The sequence below is a fragment of the Rhodococcus sp. NPDC059179 genome (assembly GCF_042754885.1).
GTDB lineage: Bacteria > Actinomycetota > Actinomycetes > Mycobacteriales > Mycobacteriaceae > Rhodococcus_G.
In genome coordinates this window covers 793,765-815,570 of sequence record NZ_JBHZBV010000001.1, presented here as the reverse complement: position 1 = coordinate 815,570, position 21,806 = coordinate 793,765, and the positions used below count along the sequence as shown (strand labels likewise).

Annotated in this window: 18 protein-coding genes; 11 read left to right on the top strand and 7 right to left on the bottom strand. The window is 69.7% G+C overall.

Features of this window, described 5'->3' with window-relative positions:
* Positions 1–205 precede the first annotated feature (205 nt).
* Positions 206–913, bottom strand: a complete 708-nt coding sequence (locus ACFXMV_RS03770; protein ID WP_378499107.1) for a hypothetical protein — start codon at positions 911–913, stop codon at positions 206–208.
* 256 nt (positions 914–1,169) lie between these two features.
* On the opposite strand from ACFXMV_RS03770, the gene ACFXMV_RS03765 reads away from it, so the two are divergent.
* Both ACFXMV_RS03765 and ACFXMV_RS03760 read left to right on the top strand, forming a co-directional pair.
* The gene (locus tag ACFXMV_RS03765; protein ID WP_378499108.1) at positions 1,170–2,108 is read left to right on the top strand and encodes an acyl-ACP desaturase; all 939 of its coding nucleotides are present in this window, start codon (positions 1,170–1,172) and stop codon (positions 2,106–2,108) included.
* Positions 2,109–2,207: 99 nt separating this feature from the next.
* A complete protein-coding gene (locus tag ACFXMV_RS03760; RefSeq protein ID WP_378499109.1) occupies positions 2,208–3,173 on the top strand; it encodes an alpha/beta hydrolase in 966 nt (321 codons plus the stop codon).
* A 36-nt stretch (positions 3,174–3,209) separates the two neighbouring features.
* Here ACFXMV_RS03760 and ACFXMV_RS03755 read toward each other — a convergent pair whose 3' ends face one another.
* On the bottom strand, positions 3,210–3,890 hold the full coding sequence (locus ACFXMV_RS03755; RefSeq protein WP_378499110.1) for an alkylmercury lyase family protein: 681 nt from the start codon (positions 3,888–3,890) through the stop codon (positions 3,210–3,212).
* Positions 3,891–3,949: 59 nt separating this feature from the next.
* The gene (locus tag ACFXMV_RS03750; RefSeq protein ID WP_378499111.1) at positions 3,950–6,373 is read right to left on the bottom strand and encodes a DNA polymerase III subunits gamma/tau; all 2,424 of its coding nucleotides are present in this window, start codon (positions 6,371–6,373) and stop codon (positions 3,950–3,952) included.
* Positions 6,374–6,580: 207 nt separating this feature from the next.
* On the opposite strand from ACFXMV_RS03750, the gene ACFXMV_RS03745 reads away from it, so the two are divergent.
* Both ACFXMV_RS03745 and ACFXMV_RS03740 read left to right on the top strand, forming a co-directional pair.
* Positions 6,581–7,918, top strand: a complete 1,338-nt coding sequence (locus tag ACFXMV_RS03745) for an ammonium transporter (protein WP_378502561.1) — start codon at positions 6,581–6,583, stop codon at positions 7,916–7,918.
* A gap of 126 nt (positions 7,919–8,044) precedes the next feature.
* A complete protein-coding gene (locus ACFXMV_RS03740) occupies positions 8,045–9,736 on the top strand; it encodes an alpha/beta hydrolase (RefSeq protein WP_378499117.1) in 1,692 nt (563 codons plus the stop codon).
* 19 nt (positions 9,737–9,755) lie between these two features.
* On the opposite strand, the gene ACFXMV_RS03735 is transcribed toward ACFXMV_RS03740, so the two are convergent.
* The gene (locus ACFXMV_RS03735) at positions 9,756–10,241 is read right to left on the bottom strand and encodes a hypothetical protein (protein WP_378499113.1); all 486 of its coding nucleotides are present in this window, start codon (positions 10,239–10,241) and stop codon (positions 9,756–9,758) included.
* A gap of 177 nt (positions 10,242–10,418) precedes the next feature.
* On the bottom strand, positions 10,419–11,063 hold the full coding sequence (locus ACFXMV_RS03730) for a TetR/AcrR family transcriptional regulator (protein ID WP_378499114.1): 645 nt from the start codon (positions 11,061–11,063) through the stop codon (positions 10,419–10,421).
* Between the two features lie 222 nt (positions 11,064–11,285).
* Between ACFXMV_RS03730 and ACFXMV_RS03725 the strand changes: the two genes are divergently transcribed.
* The 6 genes from ACFXMV_RS03725 to ACFXMV_RS03700 are packed head-to-tail and all read left to right on the top strand — an operon-like array spanning position 11,286 to position 19,128.
* Positions 11,286–12,653, top strand: coding sequence for a flavin-containing monooxygenase (locus ACFXMV_RS03725; RefSeq protein WP_378502562.1), 1,368 nt, complete (start codon positions 11,286–11,288; stop codon positions 12,651–12,653).
* 17 nt (positions 12,654–12,670) lie between these two features.
* Positions 12,671–13,834, top strand: coding sequence for a serine hydrolase domain-containing protein (locus ACFXMV_RS03720; RefSeq protein ID WP_378499115.1), 1,164 nt, complete (start codon positions 12,671–12,673; stop codon positions 13,832–13,834).
* The gene (locus ACFXMV_RS03715; RefSeq protein WP_378502563.1) at positions 13,831–14,871 is read left to right on the top strand and encodes an NAD(P)-dependent alcohol dehydrogenase; all 1,041 of its coding nucleotides are present in this window, start codon (positions 13,831–13,833) and stop codon (positions 14,869–14,871) included. The genes ACFXMV_RS03720 and ACFXMV_RS03715 overlap by 4 nt, the downstream gene beginning before the upstream one ends.
* A 35-nt stretch (positions 14,872–14,906) precedes the next feature.
* Entirely contained in the window at positions 14,907–16,568 is a 1,662-nt protein-coding gene (locus ACFXMV_RS03710; protein WP_378499600.1) for a class I adenylate-forming enzyme family protein, read from the top strand.
* Positions 16,568–18,316: an amidohydrolase family protein gene (locus ACFXMV_RS03705; protein ID WP_378499599.1), complete on the top strand. Its 1,749-nt coding sequence runs from the start codon at positions 16,568–16,570 to the stop codon at positions 18,314–18,316. The genes ACFXMV_RS03710 and ACFXMV_RS03705 overlap by 1 nt, the downstream gene beginning before the upstream one ends.
* A gap of 29 nt (positions 18,317–18,345) precedes the next feature.
* Positions 18,346–19,128, top strand: coding sequence for an SDR family NAD(P)-dependent oxidoreductase (locus ACFXMV_RS03700; RefSeq protein ID WP_378499598.1), 783 nt, complete (start codon positions 18,346–18,348; stop codon positions 19,126–19,128).
* Between the two features lie 34 nt (positions 19,129–19,162).
* Here the strand turns inward: ACFXMV_RS03700 and ACFXMV_RS03695 are convergent, their stop codons facing one another.
* Positions 19,163–19,747 (bottom strand): HhH-GPD-type base excision DNA repair protein, encoded by a 585-nt coding sequence (locus tag ACFXMV_RS03695; protein ID WP_378502564.1) that lies wholly within the window; start codon positions 19,745–19,747, stop codon positions 19,163–19,165.
* A 109-nt stretch (positions 19,748–19,856) separates the two neighbouring features.
* Between ACFXMV_RS03695 and ACFXMV_RS03690 the strand changes: the two genes are divergently transcribed.
* Positions 19,857–20,510: a DUF5701 family protein gene (locus ACFXMV_RS03690; RefSeq protein ID WP_378502041.1), complete on the top strand. Its 654-nt coding sequence runs from the start codon at positions 19,857–19,859 to the stop codon at positions 20,508–20,510.
* Positions 20,511–20,513: 3 nt separating this feature from the next.
* Here the strand turns inward: ACFXMV_RS03690 and ACFXMV_RS03685 are convergent, their stop codons facing one another.
* Positions 20,514–21,803, bottom strand: a complete 1,290-nt coding sequence (locus ACFXMV_RS03685) for an aminotransferase class I/II-fold pyridoxal phosphate-dependent enzyme (protein WP_378502040.1) — start codon at positions 21,801–21,803, stop codon at positions 20,514–20,516.
* Between the last annotated feature and the right edge of the window lie 3 nt (positions 21,804–21,806).

The window sequence follows — 21,806 nt, the reverse complement described above, 5'->3', positions numbered from 1 at the left end:
CTTTTTGTACCCCCCCCCCCCCACCCCCCCCACCGGGGGGGCCCCGGGGCGCCGGGGGGGGGGCCCCGCCACCCGGCGGGGCCCCCCCGACCCCCCACTTCGCTCGCTCACAACGTCCCTCGCTTCCCTGCGCCTCCGGCGCCCGTGAGTCCTTCTGGCCCGCCTGGGGACCAGAAGGACTCACGGGCCGGAGGCCTATTCTGGGTCACGCCCGCGCGGAACGCCCCGAGAACCACAGCCCGACCGCGCACACCAGCACCCAGACCGGCCCGGTGAAGCCCGCCATGTACTGCAGCGGGGAGATCCCGAACAGGGCCGTGACCGCCCCCAGCACCGCGCTCGTCCAGCCGATCCACCGAGGCAGCGCACCGTGCCGGAGCGAGGCGACCGCGACGGCGATGGCGCTGACGCCCGCGCCCGCCCACAGCCACGGGATGGTGCCCATCCAGTGCGCCCCGACCGCCGCGAACTCCGGCAACAACTGGTCGCCCTCGCTCAAACCGAACACGAGCTCGGTGGTCAGGCCGGTGCCGATCAGGCACGCGGCCGCCGTGAGGATCAGCCCCCCGGCCGCGACCTGCGGCAGCAGGCTGGACGGCTCGAGGCTCCCGGCGAGCCGCTGACACAACCCGGCGGCGAAGACGAGCAGCAGCAGCGCCGCGCCGGTCATGGCGACGTGCTCGACCAGGATCAGGGTCCGCTGCTCGGCCATCCGGTTCATCATGGCGACGGCGTTGCCCACGACGCCCTCGTCCATGGTGGCGGAGAGGCTGGCGCTGGCCTGCATGCCGACGATCCCGGCGATACCGGCGAGCGCGCCCGTCGCGGCCCAGAGCGCGGAGCTCCGGCGCGCCGGGGCCGGAACCTGCCCGGCCGGGGCTGCGGCGCCGTCAACCGAATGGGTGGTGCTCATCTGGTAACTCCTTCGGGTCGCGGCCGCGCGGCCGGGCGCCGTTCGGCGTCCGATCAGGTTGCCGGGCCTGGCATCCCGAGGACCAGGGTCCGCTGACCCGACCTGTCGGGAATCTGCGCCCGAATCGACGCGGGAACGAATCTCGCGCTTTCCTGGAAGTGGCGCCACCCGCGGTGTTCAATGGGCGTGGATGGCCGCGGGCACCAACACGTGTCCGGGACTGGTTCTCGAGGTTCTTCCTTCCCAAGGAGTACTCATGACCATGACCTTCACCCAGCTCGACCTGCTCAGGGAGCTGGAACCGACGGTCGAAGCCAATCTCAACCGGCACCTGACGATGACCAAGGACTGGCATCCACACGACTATGTGCCCTGGGACGAGGGTCGCAACTTCGCGGCGATGGGCGGGGTGGACTGGGACCCGGACCAGTCGCGGCTCTCCGAGCTGGCCAAGGCCGCCATGATCACGAACCTGCTCACCGAGGACAACCTGCCCTCGTATCACCGCGAGATCGCCGCCAGCTTCTCGCTCGACGGTGCGTGGGGCACCTGGGTGAACCGGTGGACGGCCGAGGAGAACCGGCACGGGATCGTCATGCGCGACTACCTCGTGGTCACCCGCGCCGTCGACCCGGTGCAGCTCGAGCGGTTCCGGATGGAGCACCTGACGAACGGCCTCGACTCGCCGCTGAACGCCGCGTTCCTGCCCTCGGTGGCGTATGTGACGTTCCAGGAGCTCGCGACCCGGCTCTCGCACCGCAACACCGGCAACGCCTGCGCGGACGACGTCGCGGAGCGGATGCTCGACCGGATCGCGGCGGACGAGAACCTGCACATGGTCTTCTACCGAAACCTCGCGGGCGCCGCGCTCGACCTCGTGCCCGACGACGCCCTCGAGGCGATCACCGATGTGCTGATCAATTTCCAGATGCCGGGCCTGTCCATGCCGGGCTTCCGACGGAACGCGGTGCTCCTCGCCAAGCACGGCATCTACGATCTCAGGCAGCATCTCGACGATGTCGTCATGCCGGTGCTCCGCATCTGGAACGTGTTCGAGCGCAATGACTTCAGCGATGCAGGCGAGCGAGCGCGGGACCGTCTCGCCGCCTACCTCGACGACCTCCGGCGATCGGCCGACCGGTTCGAGGAGTCGCGGGACCGGATGCTGGCCCGCGAGGCCGCGCGCGCGGAATAACCGTCACACACCGGCCGGGCGGTGGGACGCTGGTCGCCTGCCCGTCGCCGCCCTATCGTGGTGGAACCGAAACCGGCACAAACGAGGGGCAGCAAGCCGATGCAGGGATCCACGGTGTGGCACTGGAACGTCAGCTTTCGGGCACGGCTGGTCTTCTGGTTCGCGAGAATCTTCATCAAACCGCTGTTCACGATGTGGCCGATGTCCGATCGAGGCATCCGCACACTGGCGAAACTCGATGCCTGGTCCGACCGGACGCCCGCCCCAAAGGGAGTGACCCTCGAGCCGATGACGCTCGGTGGGGTGCGGTGCGAGAAGGTCACCCATCCGCGCAGGGCCACCGATGCGTTGCAGGGCGCGACCATCCTCTACTTCCACGGCGGCGGATTCGTCTTCTGCGGGCTGGCCACCCACCGCGGCGCCTGCGGTGCGCTCGCGGCCCGCTCGGGCGTCCCGGTGGTCTCGGTGGAGTACCGGCAGCTGCCGCACGGCGGCATCGGTACCTCGCTGTTCGACGCGATGGCGGCGTACACCGCGTTGTTGGAGACCTGTGAGGACCCGACGCGAATCATCGTCGCGGGTGATTCGGCGGGCGGCTATCTCGCCATGAAGGTCGCCGAAATCTGTGCGCTGCAGGGGATCACACCCCCGGCAGCGGTCATCGGGTACTCGCCGCTGCTCAATCTCGACCTCGAGTCGCACGACCCCGCCTACATGAAGCGCGACGCCTATCTGCCGATGAGCCAGGTGCGCAAACTCAAGGACCGCTGGCTGGCTGGGCCGGAGCTGATCGTCGGGGCGCAGTCGCCGGTGCAGGCCGACCCGGCGCTGTTCCCGCCGGTGTTCCTCGCCGCAGCCGAGTACGAGCTGATGCGGCCGGACGTCGAGGTCATGACCGAACTGCTCGAGCGGGCGGGTCGGCCGGTGGAGACGCACCTGTGGAGCGGGCAGATCCACGCCTTCCCCGTGCTCGGCGTCGTCCTGGAGGAGAGCAAGACGATGATCGCGCTGAGCATCGACTTCGCCCGACGGAGCATGGCGTCAAGCGAGCGCCGTTCGGCCTAGCATTCGAGCGACCGAGTGCCGGCGCGTTCTGGTTCGCTACGGCAGCTGCCAGAACGGGCCGGCGAGCCCGCACTCGTCAAGCAGGTGCTGGTTGTGCTCGCGGCTGTGTGGCTGGAAGTCCGGGTGCAGGCGGTCGCCGTACCACGGGCCGGCCAGTCGCCAAACGGCCGTGGCGTCGGCTATGAAGCCACTGCCGGGAGCGTTGTCGGCGGTCCACTGTTCGGCGTGGTCGCGGTTGCAGAATGTGCGGATCATCGTGCAGGTGCCGACGACGTCGTCCCACCACAGCGCGGCCGGCCGCGGGAACCGGACCACAAGTTCTGCTGGCGGTGCGGTCGCAGGGCCGGATACGAAGCTGATCGCGGCACCACACCGTGGGCAGGCGGTGTCGATGCGGACCTCGAGGTTCAGGGCAGCGCTGATGCCGAAGGAGTCCCATGCGCATCCACCCCACCAGCGGCGATCGTCGTGCCCATCGGCTGGGGTAACCACGAACGCCATCGGCGCGGCGGCGAACGGGTGCGCCATGCGAACCGCATCTCGGTCGGGCGCCAGGACTACTGCATGAGCCTCGGCCAGGTCGTCGAGGTTGTGCTGAACCGATTCGACGGTGCTCTGCGTCAGCCGAGCCAGCTCGGCGACCGACGGCGCACGGCCTTCGGTCGCGAACATCTCGTAGACGAGATCGCGAATTCTGCGCGACTGCGGCGTGTCCATCACGACCCTCCGGCCTCGTGTCGATGCAATCTTCCGACCCTAGCCCGGCGGATCGACCGCTAGCCGTCGATCCGCTTGGCCCCGAGGTGGGTCTCCAGCAACTGGAGCGCCATCTCCTCCGGATCGCGACGAACGGACGGGTCGGCAGGCTCGGCGGCCTGGGCCATCATCTCTTCCTCGTCCTCCGGGGTGACCGAATCGGGCGCGGCGTACGTCGAGCCCGGATCGTCCGGGTAGTCCGGCTCGTCGGGCGGCGGGATGTCGTCGGCGGCCGGACCGGGGGCGGACTCGGTCCGCTCGGCGGGCGCGGGCGCCGCCCGTTCCTGGCTCGGACGCGAGAACCGCGGCGCTCCCGCCGGTTTCGACGGCTGCTGGCGGGCGGGCTGGGCCCTGGGCGGCGCATCGGCGGGCGCGGCGGCGCCGACCTCGCAGTCGATCGCCCAGTCCACACCGAACACGTCCCGCAGCGCGTCGCGGATCACCTCCGCGTTGCGGGGTTCCACCAGGCGCTTGGCCAGCGGGGCGGAGGCGTGCATGAGGATCAGCCGGTTGTTCTCCACCGCTCGGACGGTGGCGCCGGAGAGCATCACCTCGACGGTGCGACTGCGATCGCGCACCTTCGCCCTGACCTCCGACCACACGGTGCGGACCGCGGCGGCGTCGGGCTGGCCGGGCACGGCGGCGGGCGCCGCAGGCGCGGGCGACTGCGCAGCGACCGGCTCGGCCACCGTCGGCTCGGGTTCGGCGAGGACCTGCGGTTCCGGCTCGCGCGCAGGTGCTGGCTCGACCACGGCAGGCGCAACGAATTCGGGCACTACCGTTTCCGCCGCAACGGGTTCCACCGCAACGAATTCGGGAACATTGGACTCCGGGACAACGGGTTCCGTCGACGCGACGGCCGGCTCCGGCGACGGCGCGACCGGCTCCGGCTCCGCAATGGGGAAGGGGTCGACCACCGCCGCGGCCGGCTCGACGGACTCTCGCGCCATCGGTTCCGGCACGACCAGTTCCGGCGCGACAGGTTCGGATTCAACAGATTCCGGCGCGGCCTGTTCGGGCGCAACGGGTTCGGGCACCGCCGCAACCGGTTCGGGCGTAACGGGTTCGGCCACCGCCACAACAGGTTCAGGCGCAACCGGTTCGGGCGCAACCGGCGGGGCCGGCTCCGGCGTCGCCTGCCGGACCGGTTCCGGGTGCCTCGGCGGCGCAGCCGCACGCTGCGACGGGCGCTGATAGATCGGCTCGGGTTCCGGCGTGCTCAGCCGTACCGGCGGCTCCGCGGGCGCGCTCGATCGCGTCGCGGCCGCCTGCTCCGCGGCAGGCAGACCGACGTCGGCTCGCCGTTCGAGTCGCTCCAGCCGTTGCAGCACAGCCGATTCCGCGTCCGATGCGGACGGCAGCAGCATCCGGGCGCACATCACCTCGAGCAGCAGTCGGGGCGCCGTGGCCCCCCGCATTTCGCCGAGCCCGGAGTGCATGACCTCGGCGTAGCGAGCCAGGGTCGCGGGGCCGATACGCTCCGCCTCCTCGCGCATCCGCTCGAGCACGTCGCCGGGAGCGTCGACAAGGCCCCGCTCGCCCGCGTCGGGCACCGCCCGCATGAGGATCAGGTCGCGGATCCGTTCGAGCAGGTCCACGGCGAACCGTCGCGGGTCATGGCCGGCGTCCATCACCTTGTCCACCGTGCCGAACAGTGCGGCACCGTCGCCTGCGGCGAGGGCGTCGACCGCGTCGTCGATCAGCGCCACGTCGGTGACGCCGAGCAGGGACAGCGCGCGCTGATAGGTGACGCCCTCGTCGCCCGCGCCTGCCAGCAGCTGATCGAGCACGCTGAGCGAATCGCGCGGCGACCCGCCGCCCGCGCGGATCACCAGCGGGTAGACCGGCGCCTCGACGGCGACGTTCTCCTGCGCGCAGATCTTCTCCAGCAGTCCGCGCATCGTGTTGGGCGCCAGCAGCCGGAACGGGTAGTGGTGGGTGCGCGACCGGATCGTCGGCAGCACCTTCTCCGGCTCGGTGGTCGCGAAGACGAAGATCAGGTGCTCCGGCGGCTCCTCGACGATCTTGAGCAGCGCGTTGAAACCCGCGGTCGTGACCATGTGCGCCTCGTCCACGATGAAGATGCGGTACCGGGACTCCGCGGGCGCATAGAACGCCCGGTCACGCAGCTCTCGGGTGTCGTCGACGCCACCGTGGCTGGCCGCGTCCAGCTCGATCACGTCGAGGTTGCCGGGACCGCCGGGGGCGAGCGCCACACAGGACGAGCACACGCCGCACGGGGTGGAGGTCGGACCCTCCACGCAGTTCAGTGAGCGGGCCAGGATCCGGGCGGACGACGTCTTACCGCAGCCGCGCGGCCCGGAGAACAGGTACGCGTGGTTGATGCGTCCCGCGTCGAGGGCGGTGCTGAGGGGGTCGGTGACGTGCTCCTGCCCCACCACCTCGGCGAAGGTTGCCGGTCGATACTTCCGGTAGAGGGCCACGCGGAGAGGGTACCGGCGAGGGGCGACACCGCGTCGGCGGACCGCCGCCGCGCGCCGTCATCGGCGGAACTGCTCCGAGCTGCGGCCGGGGGCTGGTGCGGATTCCGAAACACAGCCGCAACACATTCGCCGCGCAGGCGAAACCGGAACCGACCATCGTCACCACTCGCGTGCGGCCGAGGCCCGCGCGCGTGAGGAGAAACCGACGTGCCCGAGACCATCGACGCCGGAGCCACCGCATGGCTGCTGGTGAGCACCGCCCTGGTCCTATTGATGACGCCGGGGCTGGCCCTGTTCTACGGCGGCATGGTCCGCTCCAAGGGCGTGCTCAACATGATCATGATGAGTTTCGTCTCGATCGCCCTGGTCACCGTGGTCTGGCTGGTGGTCGGCTACAGCCTCGCCTTCGGTGAGGACATCGGCGGCGGTCTGCTCGGCGGCCTCGAGCACCTGGGGATGGCGGACATCACCCCCGACACCGTGCGCAGCGGCGTCCCGGAGTTCCTGTTCGCCACCTTCCAGCTGACGTTCGCGATCCTCACAGCCGCCCTGATCAGCGGTGCGATCGCGGACCGCACGAAGTTCTCGGCGTGGATGGTGTTCGTCCCGGTGTGGGCGCTGGCCGTGTACGCCCCGGTCGCGCACTGGGTGTGGGGACCGGACGGCTGGATCGCCAAGCTGGGCGCCCTCGACTACGCGGGTGGGCTGGTCGTCGAGATCGTCTCCGGCGCGTCCGGACTGGCGTTGGCGCTGGTCCTCGGTCCGCGCATCGGTTTCCGCTCCGAACCCATGCGGCCGCACAACCTGCCGCTGGTGCTGCTCGGCGTCGGTTTGCTGTGGTTCGGCTGGTTCGGGTTCAACGCCGGTTCCGCGCTCGCCGCGAACGGCACCGCCGCGGCCGTCTTCCTCAACACCCTGGTCGCGGGCTGCGCGGGCATGCTCGGCTGGCTGCTCGTCGAGCAGAAGCGGGACGGGCACCCCACCACCTTCGGCGCGGCGTCTGGCGTGGTCGCCGGACTGGTCGCGATCACCCCGTCCTGCGGCTGGGTGACGGTCCTCGGCGCCGCTGTGGTCGGCACCCTCGCCGGCGTCGTCTGCTCGTTCGCGGTGGGCCTGAAATTCCGCTTCGGCTACGACGACTCGCTCGACGTGGTCGGCGTGCACCTGATCGGCGGCATCGTTGGCACCATCCTCATCGGCCTGCTGGCCGCCGAGGTGATGACCGGCGGGGCCGAGGGGCTGTTCTACGGCGGCGGCCTCGCCCAGCTCGGCAAGCAAACGGTGGCGATCGTCGTGGTCGGCCTCTACGCGTTCGGGGTCACCTACGCGCTCGGCAAGGCGATCGACCGGTGGATGGGCTTCCGGGTCAGCGCCGAGGAGGAGATCGCGGGCGTCGACCTGGCGCTGCACGCCGAGTCCGCCTACGAGCACGCGGTGCTCGCGCACGGCGGGCCGACCGGGCCGCCGCCCGGCCTGTTCGCCCGCGAGCATGACGAGCAGCGCCGGCGACCCGCCGAACCGGATCCGGACGAGGTCGCCGACTGACGCGGCACCGTTGAACGGGCGTCCGATACGATCCGGGCAGTCCGGCCGGTCCGGATAGCCAGGACCCTCAGCGGCCGACCCCTCCCACCGGGAGGCGTTGCCCCCGGACCAGGAACGACGATGACGATGACCCTCACCCCGGCCGGTCCGCGCCCCGCCGATGCCCCGAACGCCGACGGATTCGTCGATCGCATAGGCCGTTTCGGGCGGTCGTTTCACCCCGCGGGACTGGCCGTCGCGCTGCTCTTCTTCTGCTGGTCGATGACGCCGTCGCTGCTGCCGCGGGTGTGGTATCTGCAGGGGGTGGCCACGGGCATCAGCCTCGCGACCGGATACGGAATCGGCGTGCTGGCCGCCTGGCTGGTCCGCCGGTGCGGGGTCACCCCGAGCTACTCGGAGCGCACCCGCCGGATCGGCTGGTTGACCCTGCTCGGCCTGACGGTGGTGGCGGTGCCGACCTTCCTGGTCCTGGGCTCCTGGTGGCAGCAGATCGTGCGCGACCTCGCCGGTGTCGAACGCATCAACCGGGCGAACTATCTGCTGATCCTGCTGCTCGCACTCGTGCTCGCCGGGGTGATCCTGACCGCGGCCCGTGGTATCCGGCGAGGCACCCGGGCGTTGACGCGACTCGGTGGACGGTATGTCCCGGTCCCCGCGGCCCGGCTGGCGAGCGTCGCGCTCGTGATCGTCCTCGCCTTCTTCGTCGTGAACGGTCTTGTCTACCAAGGCCTGATCGGCATGGCGAACCGGTCGGCTGCGGTGGCCGACCAGGGCACCGCCGACGGCGTCGAGCGACCCTCGGCGCCCGAGCGATCCGGTTCACCGGCGTCCCCCGAACCCTGGGAGAGCCTCGGACAGGAGGGTCGCACCTTCGTCGCCGGCGGCCCGACCGCCGACCAGATCACCACCGTGACCGGCCGCCCGGCACTGACTCCGATCCGGGCGTACGCGGGCCGCGAATCCGCCGAGACCGTCGAGGAGACCGCGGATCTCGTCGTCGCGGAGCTCGAACGTACCGGCGCGTTCGACAGGTCCGTCGTCGCGGTCGCGACAACCACCGGTCGGGGCTGGGTCAACGCCCGGGTCGCGTCCGCGCTCGAGTACACGACCGGCGGCGATTCCGCGATCGCCGCGATGCAGTACTCCTTCCTGCCCAGCCCGCTGTCGTTCATCGCCGACCGCTCGACCCCGCTGGCGGCGGGCCGGGCGCTGTTCGAGGCCGTGGAGCGGGCGGTCGACGCACGACCCGAAGACTCCCGGCCCAGGCTGGTGACGTTCGGCGAGAGCCTCGGATCCTTCGGCGGCCAGGGCGCTTTCGGTGGGGCACAGGACATGCTGGCCCGCACCGACGGCGCACTTTGGGTCGGCACCCCGAACTTCTCCCCGCAGTGGGGGCGCATCACGGAAGGCCGAGACGCCGGTTCGCCGGAACGGCTTCCGGTCGTCGACGGCGGCGCGAACGTTCGGTTCGCAGCCTCGGCGCAGGACCTCGAGATGGCCGCGCCGTGGGGCAGCCCGCGAATCGTCTACTGGCAGCACGCGAGCGACCCGATCACCTGGTGGTCGTTTGACCTGCTGCTGCACCGGCCGGACTGGCTTCGCGAGCCGCTGGGACCGGACGTGGACCCCGGCATGCGCTGGATCCCGTTCGTGACGTTCTGGCAGGTCACCATGGACATGGTGTTCTCGGCCGACGTGCCCGCGGGCCACGGCCACACCTTCGGCGAAGACGCCGCGAACATGTGGGCGGGCATCCTCGAGCCCGACGGCTGGACGGACGCGGATACCGAGAAGGTGCGCGCGGTCCTGGCCGACTAGGTCGCTGACGCGACTGCCGCTATGGGTGCATGGTGATGGTGTACCCGGCGTTCAGGTTCGGGAAGCCGGTGTCCATCGAGCCCGCGATCCCGTAGTAGGCACCGTCGCGACCGGTCATCCGGGTCCCGTCGAGGCTCGCGTCGCCCCGATAGTTGTTCGCCATGAACACCGCCTGGGCGTCTCCCGGCAGCGAATAGGTGACGTCGACGCCGATTCCCCGCGGATCGTTGTTCGTGGCGGTGACGATCTCCGAGCTCCACGGCGCGAGCACCGCCCGCGGCCCCTGGACCCACTCGCCGTAAGGATTGTCCGAGCCCCGCAGCACCATGGGCTGACCGGTGTTGTTGGTGATCGTCATCGCGATGGTCGGGCCGGTCGTGGGCAGCGTCCCGGCGGACGCCGTCGCGCCGGTGAGGCCGAGGGCGGTGCCGGCCAGGGCCAGGGCCGCGGCGGGCAGGGTGGCGATGCGGGCGACGCGACGGCGGCGGGTTGTGGCGATGCTCATGATGAATGGTCCTGTCCGGGTGGATGTTTGATTCCTCGAGCCGGACGCTTCCGGCGATGAGTCAACTATCACCCGATTCCGCCTCCGGGTCTGTCCACCGGGCGGGCCCCGCCGGGGATGAATCGGTTGTCCCCCGATCGGCGGACACCGATGTTCGGCCGGCGTCGGCCGGGGAGGCTACTGCGCGGCGGGGGCCGTCAGCGCCGGGAACCAGATGTCCGTCAGGACCTCCGCGGCCTCCCCGCCGGAGACATCGATCGTTCCCAGCATCGCCCACCGGGTGAAGAATCGTTCGAGCTGCGTCACGAGAAGCTCGACGCGGAGCCGGGCCTCGTCGCGCTTGTCCTCGGGCCAGCGTGCGAGATAGCTCGTCATCGAGTTCGGGAGGGCGAGGATTCCGTCCCGGGCGATGGCTCGGAAGTCGGGCTCGAGTGCCGTCGCCTCGTCCCAGGCCGGGAGCATCTCCTTGTATTCGTGGAACCACGCGATGGCGCGGGTGATCCAGTCGGTGAACTCGGCGCGCGATCCGGTGTCGAGCACGCGGTCGAGGTCCTGGTAGAAGGCCAAGGCGCTCGGCGCCATGCCGTCCTCGGCCAGCGCCAGCAGGATGTCCACCTTGCCGGGGAAATGCAGGTAGAAGGTCGCCCGGCTGCACCCGACCTCGGCGGCGATGTCATCGACCGTCACGGCCGCGTAGCCCCGACCGGCGAAGAGGCCCCGCGCGGACTCCATCAGCCTGGTGCGGGTGGCCCGCTTCTGCTCGGCGCGGAGCGTGCCGCGCCTGCCGCCCGTGCCGGTCGCCTTGCTCACTGCATCCCCCACCGATCGAACTCTAGTCGCGGCCCAGTCAGTCGTCGCATCGCCATCAAATCGACCTTACGTCATTCACTTGACACATCGTCAGTCAACGCTAGTCTATGGCTCAGGTCACATCGAGTCGTACCAGCCGAGGCCGTCACGGTCGCGAAATCCACCGGTGCCGCACGCACGCCGGCGGGACGGGACGCGACCGCGGCCCATCCATCCCGGCAGAAGGAGAACTCCATGCACTCCCCGAACCTGCCTCGCGTCTGTGTCATCGGCGCAGGCCCGTCAGGAATCACCACCGCCAAGCGCCTGAAGGAGCACGGCATCCCGTACGACTGCTTCGAGGCCTCCGACGAGGTCGGCGGCAACTGGTACTTCAAGAACCCCAACGGGATGTCGGCCTGCTACCAGAGCCTGCACATCGACACCTCCAAGTGGCGGCTGGCGTTCGAGGACTTCCCGGTCCCCGCCGAGTGGCCCGACTTCCCGCACCACTCGCAGTTGTTCCAGTACTTCAAGGACTACGTCGACCACTTCGGTCTGCGGGAGACGATCACGTTCAACACCTCCGTCGAACACGCGGAGCGCGACGACGACGGGCTGTGGACCGTCACGCTGTCCAACGGCGAGGTGCGCACCTACGACGCGCTGATCGTGTGCAACGGCCACCACTGGGATCCACGGACCCCGGACTACCCCGGCGAGTTCGACGGCACGCTCATCCACAGCCACGCATACAACGACCCGTTCGACCCGATCGACATGCGCGGCAAGAACGTCGTGGTGGTCGGGATGGGCAACTCCGGCCTCGACATCGCCTCCGAGCTCTCGCAGCGCTTCCTGGCCAAGACACTGACCGTCTCCGCCCGTCGCGGGGTCTGGGTGCTGCCGAAGTACCTGAAGGGCACGGCCGGCGACAAGATGTCGATGCCCGCCTGGATACCGCGCCCGCTCTCCCTGGCTCTCAAACGACGCTTCCTGAACAAGAACCTCGGCTCCATGGAGGGCTACGGCCTGCCCAAGCCCGACCACCTGCCCTTCGAGGCGCACCCGTCCGCGAGCGGCGAGTTCCTCGGCAAGGCAGGCTCGGGCGACATCGCGTTCAAGCCGGCCATCGCCGCGCTGGAGGGCAAGCAGGTGCGCTTCACCGACGGCAGCGCCCTGGACGTCGACGTGATCGTCTGCGCCACCGGCTACCACATCAGCTTCCCGTTCTTCACCGATCCGAACCTGTTGCCCGACAGCGAGAACCGCTTCCCGCTGTTCAAGCGGATGATGAAGCCCGACATCGACAACCTGTTCTTCATGGGGCTCGCGCAACCAATGCCGACCCTGGTCAACTTCGCGGAGCAGCAGAGCAAGCTCGTCGCCGCCTACCTCGCGGGCAAGTACCTGCCGCCGGCTCCCAGTGAGATGGGCGCCGTCCTCGCCGCCGACGAGGAGTACTACCTCAAGCCGTACTACAAGTCGCCCAGGCACACCATCCAGTGCGAGTTCGACCCCTATGTGCGCAACCTGAAGAAGGAAATCGTCAACGGCGGCAAGCGCGCCCAGGCCGCGGGCAACGCGTTGCCCGTCCCGGCCCGAGCCATGCAGAACGCGTGAACGGAGGAAGATCGAACATGACACTGACACAGGGATTCTGCGCGGCGGGCTTCGAGCCGGTCCGCCAGGCGCTGGAGCAGCAGCTCGCGTCGGGCGAGGAGCTCGGGGCGGCGATCTGCGTGACCGTCGACGGGGAACCGGTCGTCGACGTCTGGGGCGGGTACGCCGATCAGGAGCGGACCACACCCTGGGCCGAGGACACGATCGTCAACGTCTTCTCGATCACCAAGACGATGACTGCGCTCAGCGCGCTGCTGCTGGTGGACCGCGGCCTCCTGGATCTGGACGAGAAGGTCGCGCACTACTGGCCCGAGTTCGCCGCGAACGGCAAGGCGGACATCAAGATCCGGCACCTGCTCTCGCACACCTCCGGGGTGTCCGGCTGGGAGCGGCCGATCGAACTCGAGGACATCTACGACACCGAGGCCGCCAGCGCCCGGCTGGCCACGCAGGCGACCTGGTGGGAGCCGGGCACCGCGTCCGGGTACCACGCCCTCAACTATGGGCACCTGGTCGGCGAGGTGATCCGGCGAGTGGACGGCCGCAGCCTGGGCCGCTTCTTCGCCGAGGAGCTGGCGGGACCGCTTGGCGCCGACTTCCACATCGGCACCGGCCCCGAGCACTTCGGCCGGATCGCACCGATGATCCCGGCGCCGGCACTCAACTTCGACATGTCAACGCTCGACCAGGACAGCATCCTGGTCAAGACGGTGGCCTCCCCGTGGCTCGACATGGAGAAGGTCAACACCGCCGACTGGCGGCAGGCGGAGCTCGGCGCCATGAACGGTCACGGCAACGCGCGCTCGGTCGCCCGCCTGCAGTCCCTGATCTCCTGCGGCGGCGAGCTGGACGGCACGCGGTTCCTCTCCCAGGCCACGATCGACCTGATCTTCGAGCAGCAGGCCGACGGCATCGACCTGGGCATCCTCACCCCACTGCGGTTCGGCATCGGCTACGGCCTGCCACACCCGCAGACCGCTCCCCTGGTGCGCGACGGCCGGGTGTGCTGGTGGGCCGGGTTCGGTGGCTCCATGCTCGTCAACGACCTCGACAACCGGGTCACCTTCGCCTACACGATGAACAAGATGGCGCCCGGACTGATTGGCTCCGACCGCAGCGACGCCTACCTGCACGCCACCAACGAGGCCGTTCGATCGGCACGAAACGAGGTCTCCCTGTGAGGGCACTACAGCTCACGGATCCGGGCGTCCTCGAGATCCGGGATGTCCCGGTGCCGGAGATCGGCCCGACCGACCTGCTGATCCGGGTCGGGGCGGCAGGCATCTGCCATTCCGACCTGCACCTGCTGCACTTCCCGGTGAAGATGCGGGAGGAGCCGCTCACGCTCGGGCACGAGATCGCGGGCACCATCGAGGCGGTCGGCAGCGAGGTCGACGCGCGGCAGGTCGGCGAGCGCGGCGTGGTCTACCTGTGCTGGTCCTGCGGGGTGTGCCGGGAGTGTGTCGCGGGCAACGAGAACGTCTGCCTGGCCGCCGGCCGCACCGCGATGCCCCCGTGCCCCGGGCTCGGCCCGGACGGCGGCATGGCCGAGTACGTCCGGGTACCGGCCCGATCGTTCGTCCCGATCGGCGACCTGGACTTCCTGCAGGCCGCACCGATCGCCGACGCGGCACTGACCAGCTATCACGCGATCCGCGGTGCGCGAGAGCACCTGCGGCCCGGTTCCACCTCCGTGGTGATCGGCATCGGCGGGCTCGGGCACGTCGCGGTGCAGATCCTGAACGCGATCAGCGCCACCCGGGTGATCGCGGTGGACATGAGTCAGGACAAGCTCGACCTCGCCAGCACGTGCGGCGCCGACCTGAGGCTGATCTCCGGTCCCGACACCGCGCAGCAGATCCTCGACCTGACCGGGGGCAGGGGCGCGGACGCCGTGTTCGACTTCGTCGGCGTCGACGCCACCGCGAAGATCGCGGTGGAATCGGTCGCGCCCAACGGCGCCTACCGGATGGTCGGACTGGGCGGCGGCGCCCCGGGGATCACCGCGGACCCCGCGGGGGGACCCGGGTGGCCGTGGGGTGCGTCGGTACGAAAGTCTTACGGGGGCACCAAGAGTGATCTGATCTCCTCCATCGCATTGGCACAGGCCGGGAAGATCACGGTCGAGGTGGAGCGGCACGACCTCGCCGCGGGCCGCGAGGCGCTCGACCGACTCGAGCGCGGCATGGTCCGCGGGCGCGCGGTCCTGGTGCCGTGAACGAGCAGATGAACATTGAATCGAAAGGCGCAACTGTGACGAAATCCTTTGATCCGCAAGCGTTCGTCGCCGACCTGATGGCCAGGATGACCGGCTCAGGCGGGCGCTTCGAGATCGTCGTCGAGGACGTCCTCGGCGCACCCATGCCGGTGATGAAGAACCGGCGCAAGACGCTCGGGGAGGTGCTCGTCGACTCCCTCGCCTACGGTGACCGCGACTATCTGGTCACCGGTGACCGACGGATGAGCTACGCAGAGCACGGGGCCGCCGCCGCCGCGCTCGCCACCGCACTGCGTGAGCGGTACGGCGTCGGCAAGGGCGACCGGGTCGGCATCCAGGCGGCGAACACGCCGGAATGGGTGCTGTCCTTCTGGGCCTGCCAGAGCATCGGCGCGGTCGCCGTCGGGTTCAACGCCTGGTGGGTGCCGCGCGAGGTCGAATACGGCATCGGCCACACCCGGCCGGCGGTGCTGATCGTCGACGCGAAGCGGGCCGCGCTGCTCGACTCGCTCGGCGTCGACGTCCCGGTGCTCACCATGGAGGAGGACATCCCCCGTCTCGTCGCCGAGTTCGCGGGCGCCGACGCGCCAACGGTCGACGTCGACGAGGACGACCCGGCCGTCATCCTGTACACCAGCGGCACCAGCGGCCGACCCAAGGGCGCGGTGCACTCGCACCGAAACCTGCTCGCGGTCATCGACTATCACCGTTTCAGCGATGCTCTCGCCGCCGCGTTCACCGGCGGTGACCCGAATTCGGATGCGCCGAGCGATCGGAGGTACCTGCTGACCTCGCCGCTGTTCCACATCGCCAGCCTGCACAACCTGGTGGTCCCCCGGCTGGCGACGGGCGGCGCCGTGATCATCCACCAGGGCTCGTTCGACGTCGATCGGGTGCTGCGCCTCGTCGAACGCGAACGGGTCACGAACTGGGGCGCCGTCCCCACCATGGCGGGCAGGCTGCTCGAGCACGGCGACCTGTCCCGCTACGACCTGTCGTCGCTGACCGCGTTCGCGCTGGCCTCGGCGCCCTCGTCGGTGGCGTTCAAGGAACGCCTGCGCGAGAACGTGCCGTTCGCCCGCGACGCCCTCGTCGACAGTTACGGCCTCACCGAGTGCAGCACGGCCGTGTCCGTGGCGACACCCCCTGAGCTGGAGGCGTTCCCCGGCACCCTCGGCAGGCCCATCATCGGGGTCAGCGTGGAGGTCCGGGATCCGTTCGGGGAGAGGGTGTCCGACGGTGTGGAGGGTGAGATCTGCGTGCGCAGCCCGTACGTCATGCTCGGCTACTGGGAGAACCCCGAGGCCACCGCCGACTCGATCACCGCCGACCGGTGGCTGCGGACCGGCGACTACGGGGTCCTCGAGGACGGCCGGCTCCGGCTCACCGGGCGACGGTCCGACCTGATCCTGCGCGGCGGCGAGAACGTGTACCCCGTCGAGATCGAGCAGTGCCTGGACGAGCATCCCGGTGTCCTCGAGTGCGCGGTGATCGGTGTGGACCACCCCGACCTCGGTCAGGAGGTGGCCGCGGTGGTCGTCGCGCGGTCCGAGAATGCGGTCACCGAGGACGAGCTGCGGACGTTCGCGGGCGAACGGCTCGCCTACTTCAAGGTCCCGGTCCGGTGGCGGATCACCACGGTGCCGTTGCCGCGCAACGCGACCGGCAAGGCCATGCGCAAGGAGATCGTCGTCTGATGAGCTACGAAGTGATCATCAAGAACGGCCGCTGGTTCGACGGCACCGGCGCCGCCTCGGCGGCCCGCCATCTCGGTATCCGCGACGGGCGGGTGGCCGTCGTGTCGGTCGATGCGCTCGACGAGTCGGACTGTCCGCAGGTGGTCGACGCCGCCTGGAAATGGGTCATCCCGGGCATGGTCGACATCCACACCCACTACGACGTCGAGGTCATCCTGAGTCCGGGGCTGAAGGAGTCTGTGCGGCACGGCGTCACCTCGATCTTTCTGGGGTCGTGCTCGCTGTCCGCAGTCCATGCCGGCCCCGCCGACGCGGGCGACCTGTTCGGCCGGGTCGAGGCCATCCCACGCAAACACGTTGTCGACACGCTCACCGAGTCCAAGAACTGGACCTCGGCGCACGAGTACGTCGAGGCGATCGAGGCGCTGCCGCTGGGCCCGAACGTGGCCTCCTTCATCGGCCATTCGGACATCCGTGCCGCGCAGATGGGCCTGGACCGGTCGACCCGCAAGGACGTCAAGCCCACGCCGGCCGAACTCGACGCGATGGCGGCCACACTCGAGGAGGCGCTCGACGCGGGCTTCATCGGCATGTCCTCGCAGGAACTGCTGTTCGACAAGCTCGACGGCGAGGTCTGCCGGTCCCGGACCCTGCCCTCGACGTACTCGACGCGGCAGGAACGTCGCCGGCTCAGTGCGATCCTGCGACGCCGGGGCCGGGCATTGCAGGCCGGCCCGGACGTGGGCCGCCCGCAGTCCATGGTCGCGTTGGCGCTGAGCAGCGTGGGACTCTTCCGCCGACCCTTGAAGGTGAGCCTGCTCTCGGCCGCCGACGTGAAGGCGATACCGGCTGTGGCGCACGTCTTCCCAGCGATGGCGCGGGCCATCAACGGGATGCGCGGCGACTTCCGATGGCAGCACCTGCCGGTGCCGTTCGAGGTGTACTCCGACGGCATCGACCTGCCGGTCTTCGAGGAGTTCGGATCCGGTGCCGCGGCCCTGGACCTGTCCAACCAGCTCGAGGCGCGGAGCGCGCTGCTGGCCGATGAGTCCTACCGCCGCCGGTTCCGCAAGGACTACGACAAGAAGTACGGGCCGCGGGTCTGGCACCGCGACTTCTTCGACGCCGAGATCGTCGAGTGCCCGGACGAATCGGTGGTCGGCAAGACCTTCGGTCAGGTCGGAGTCGACCGGGGTGGAGTGCACCCGGTGGACGCCTTCCTCGACCTGGTGGTCGAGCACGGGACCAAGGTGCGGTGGCGCACCACGATCTCGAACCACCGCCCCGAGGTGCTCAACAAGTTCGCTTCCGATCCCGGTGTGCAGCTGGGCTTCTCCGATGCCGGCGCTCACCTGCGCAACATGGCCTTCTACAACTTCGGCCTCCGCCTGCTGCGTCGCGTGCGCGACGCCGAGCAGGCGGGGAATCCGTTCATGTCCGTGGAGCAGGCGGTGCACCGGCTCACCGGCGAGCTCGCCGACTGGTACGACCTCGACGCGGGGCACCTGCGCGAGGGAGACCGGGCCGACGTGGTGGTGATCGACCCGGCGCATCTCGACGCCTCGCTCGACGCCTATGCCGAATGCCCGGTCCCCGAGTACGACGGGCTCTCCAGGATGGTCAACCGGAACGACGACGCGGTGTCGGCGGTGTTCGTCGGCGGCGAATGCGTTGTCCGAGACGGGGAACCGACGCCCGTACTCGGTGCCCGTCGCACGGGGCGGTTCCTGCGAGCGGGCGAAAGATGATCAAACCCCGATGAACGGAAGTAATACGGATGAGTGAGAACAGGTTTGCCGGAAAGACGGCGGCGGTGACCGGCGCGGCGTCCGGCATCGGCGAGGCCATCGCGATCCGCCTGATGGCCGAGGGGGCGAACGTGGTCGGAATCGACCTGGCCGCCGAGGCGCTCGACGGCATGGCCGACGAGTTCGGCAATTCATTCCTGCCCGCCACCGCCGACGTGACCAAGGAGGACGAGGTCGCGGCGGCGTTGGGCTCGGCGGTCGAGCGGTTCGGCCGGCTGGACCTGGCCTTCAATGTGGCCGGCGCCTCCCGCGTCGGTGCGATCGTCGATCTGGACGAGGCCGACTGGGACTTCACCGTCGACCTCGTGCAGAAGGGCGTCTTCCTGTGCACCAAACACGAGGCCCGGCACATGATCGCAGGCGGGCGCGGCGGCGCCATCGTCAACGTGTCCTCGCTGAACGCCCACGTGCCGATGCCGGGCGGCAGCCCCTACGCGACCGGTAAGGCCGGCGTCGAGATGTTCAGCAAGAACGCCGCCCTCGAGCTGGCATCGTCGGGCATCCGGGTCAACTCCGTGCTCCCGGGCCTCGTCGATACCCCCCTGGTCGCCCCGGTGCTGGCCTACGAGCCCGCGCGGGACATGTTCCTGGAACGTATCCCGTTGGCGCGAGCCGCAACTCCCGAACAGGTGGCCGGACCGTGCCTGTACCTGGCCAGCGAGGACGCGAGCTACATCACCGGCTCGAGCCTGGTCGTCGACGGCGGCTGGGAGGTGAGCAACTTCCCGAACCTCAGCCGACTCGCGGGGTGAGGGTCGGCGGCGAGCAGGCGCGGGAGCCCGCTGGTCACTTAGCCTTTGCCGCCTTCGCCGCCGCCTTCGCGGACTTCTTGAACTCGCGGACCTCGCCGAGCGTGCGGTCGTCGACCACGTCGGCGATGGATCGGCGGGAGCCGTCGTCGCCGTACGCGCCCGCCGCCTCCCGCCAGCCGGCAGGCGCGACGCCGATCTGCTTGCCCAGCAACGCAAGGAAGATTCGTGCCTTCTGGTCGCCGTAGCCGGGCAGCGCCTTGAGCCGCTTGAGAACCTCACGGCCGTCCGGATCACCCTCGGTCCAGATCGCCTCGGTCCGGCCGTCGTAATGCTCGACGAGGTAGATGCACAGGTCCTGGATCCGCTTGCCCATCGACCCGGGGAACCGGTGCACGGCGGGCGGGGTCGCGCAGAGCGCAAGGAACGCGTCGGGATCCATCTCCGCGATCTTGTGCACATCCAGGCCGGCCAGCCGATCGTCGAGCTTCTTCGGACCGGCGAAGGCGACCTCCATGGGGATCTGCTGATCGAGCAGCATCCCGATGAGCAGGGCGAGCGGGTCGGCGGCGAGCAGCGCGTCCGCGTCAGTGTCTCCGGCGAGGTGCAGCGTGAGTGCCATGCACCGATCCTGCCATTTCCGGCGGCGAACTTTCGACCGTCGGGGCGCCCCGAACAATCTCGCGGCGCCCCCCGTTAAGTTCGGTACACCGTACGGAAACGAGGGAATCTTGCCTGCAACTCCGACCGAGACCGAGTTCGACCGCCAGCTCAGCGTGCTCACCGGACTGGGCTATCCCGGCCTGACCGGGCTGTCCGATGCCGACTTCGCGGCCGCTCTTGAACCGCTGCGCGCGGTGGTGCTCTCGCACCAGGACATCGCCGCCGACCGCGGCGAGGATCACATCCCGTTCGTGCTGGTCGTGGCCCGCACCGCGTCGGGCGCGGCCATCGACACGCACCAGGCGATGTCGCGCACCGCCCTTGGCACCCAGCAAGGGTTCGCGGACCTCGAGCCGGCCGATCTCGCCCGGTTCCGGCCGATCGAGCCCGTCGAGATTCCGGACGGGATCGGCTACGCGCTACTCGATATCGACACCGGGACCGAGTACCTGAACGTGACGCCCGCGTCCGCGCTGGCGTCGCTGACCGCGGCGGGCCGCACCGGGCTCACCGTGGAGGAGGGCATCGCACTGATCACCGCGCGCCCGGACATGCTCCGCAAGAACAAGTGCTTCTCGCTGCTGGCCTCGCGGTGCGGCGACAAGCGGGTGCCCGCGCTGTGGATCAGCCAACGCCGACCGAAGCTGGGCTGGTGCTGGAACGGCAACCCGCACACCTGGCTGGGGTCGGCATCGACGGGCGAACGGCTCCCGTCGCGCTGAGGGTTACGCCTGTTCGAGCGACTTCTCGGTGGCGGCCAGCAGCACGCAGGTCGCCACCCCGTCCATCGCCTTCGCGAGGTCGTCGGTGGACGGGAAGCTCGGAGCGAGCCGGATGTTCTTGTCCTCCGGGTCGGTGCCGTACGGGAAGGCCGACCCGGCGGCGGTCAGCGCGATGCCGGCCTCCTTCGCCAGCCCGATGACCCGCTTCGCGGTGCCCTCGACGACGTCGAGGCTGATGAAGTAGCCACCCTTGGGCTCGGTCCAGGACGCCACCTTCGACGCCCCGAGCCGATCCTCGAGGATCTGCAGGACCAGCGCGAACTTCGGTGCGAGGATCTCCCGGTGCTTGGCCATGTGGGCACGCACCCCGTCGGCGTCCTTGAAGAACATCAGGTGCCGCAGCTGGTTGACCTTGTCCGGCCCGATGCTCTTCTTGCCCAGGTGCTGCTGGTACCAGGCCAGGTTCTGCGCGCTGCCGCCGACGAAGCTGACGCCCGCGCCCGCGAAGGTGATCTTCGAGGTCGACGCGAACACGAACGGGCGGTTCGGGTGTCCGGCCGCCGCGGCCAGGCCGAGCACGTCCAGCGGCGCCTCGAACTCCTCGACCAGCGGGTGCACCGCGTAGGCGTTGTCCCAGAACAGCCGGAAGTCGGGGGCCGCGGTCGGCATCGACGTCAGCGCCCGCACGACCTCCTCCGAGAAGACCGCACCGGTCGGGTTCGCGTAGGTGGGCACCGCCCACAGGCCCTTGATCTGCGGATCGTCGGCGACCAGCCGGGCGATCAGTTCGACGTCCGGGCCGTCGTGACGCATCGGGACGGGGATCATCTCGATCCCGTACGACTCGGTGATCGCGAAGTGCCGGTCGTAGCCGGGGCTCGGGCACAGGAACTTGATCTTCGGCTCCTGCGACCACGGCCGGGGCGAGTCGGGGGTGCCGTGCAGCAGCGCGAACACGATGACGTCGTGCATGATCTCGAGGCTCGCGTTGTTGCCCGCCAGCAGGTTCTCGGTCGGGATCCCCAGCAGCTCGCCGAAGATGGCGCGCAACTCCGGCAGCCCGGTGAGGCCGCCGTAGTTGCGGCAGTCCAGCCCGTTGCCGTCGCGGTACTCGGTGCCGGGCAACGCGAGCAGGTCCTGCGACAGGTCCAGTTGCTCGGGCGACGGCTTCCCGCGGGTCAGGTCGAGGGTGAGCTTCTCGGTCTTGAGCTGCGCGTACTTCGCGGACTGACGCTCGTGCTCCGAACGGAGTTCCTCATGGCTCATCAACCCAATTTGGGTTTGGGTAGGCATGCC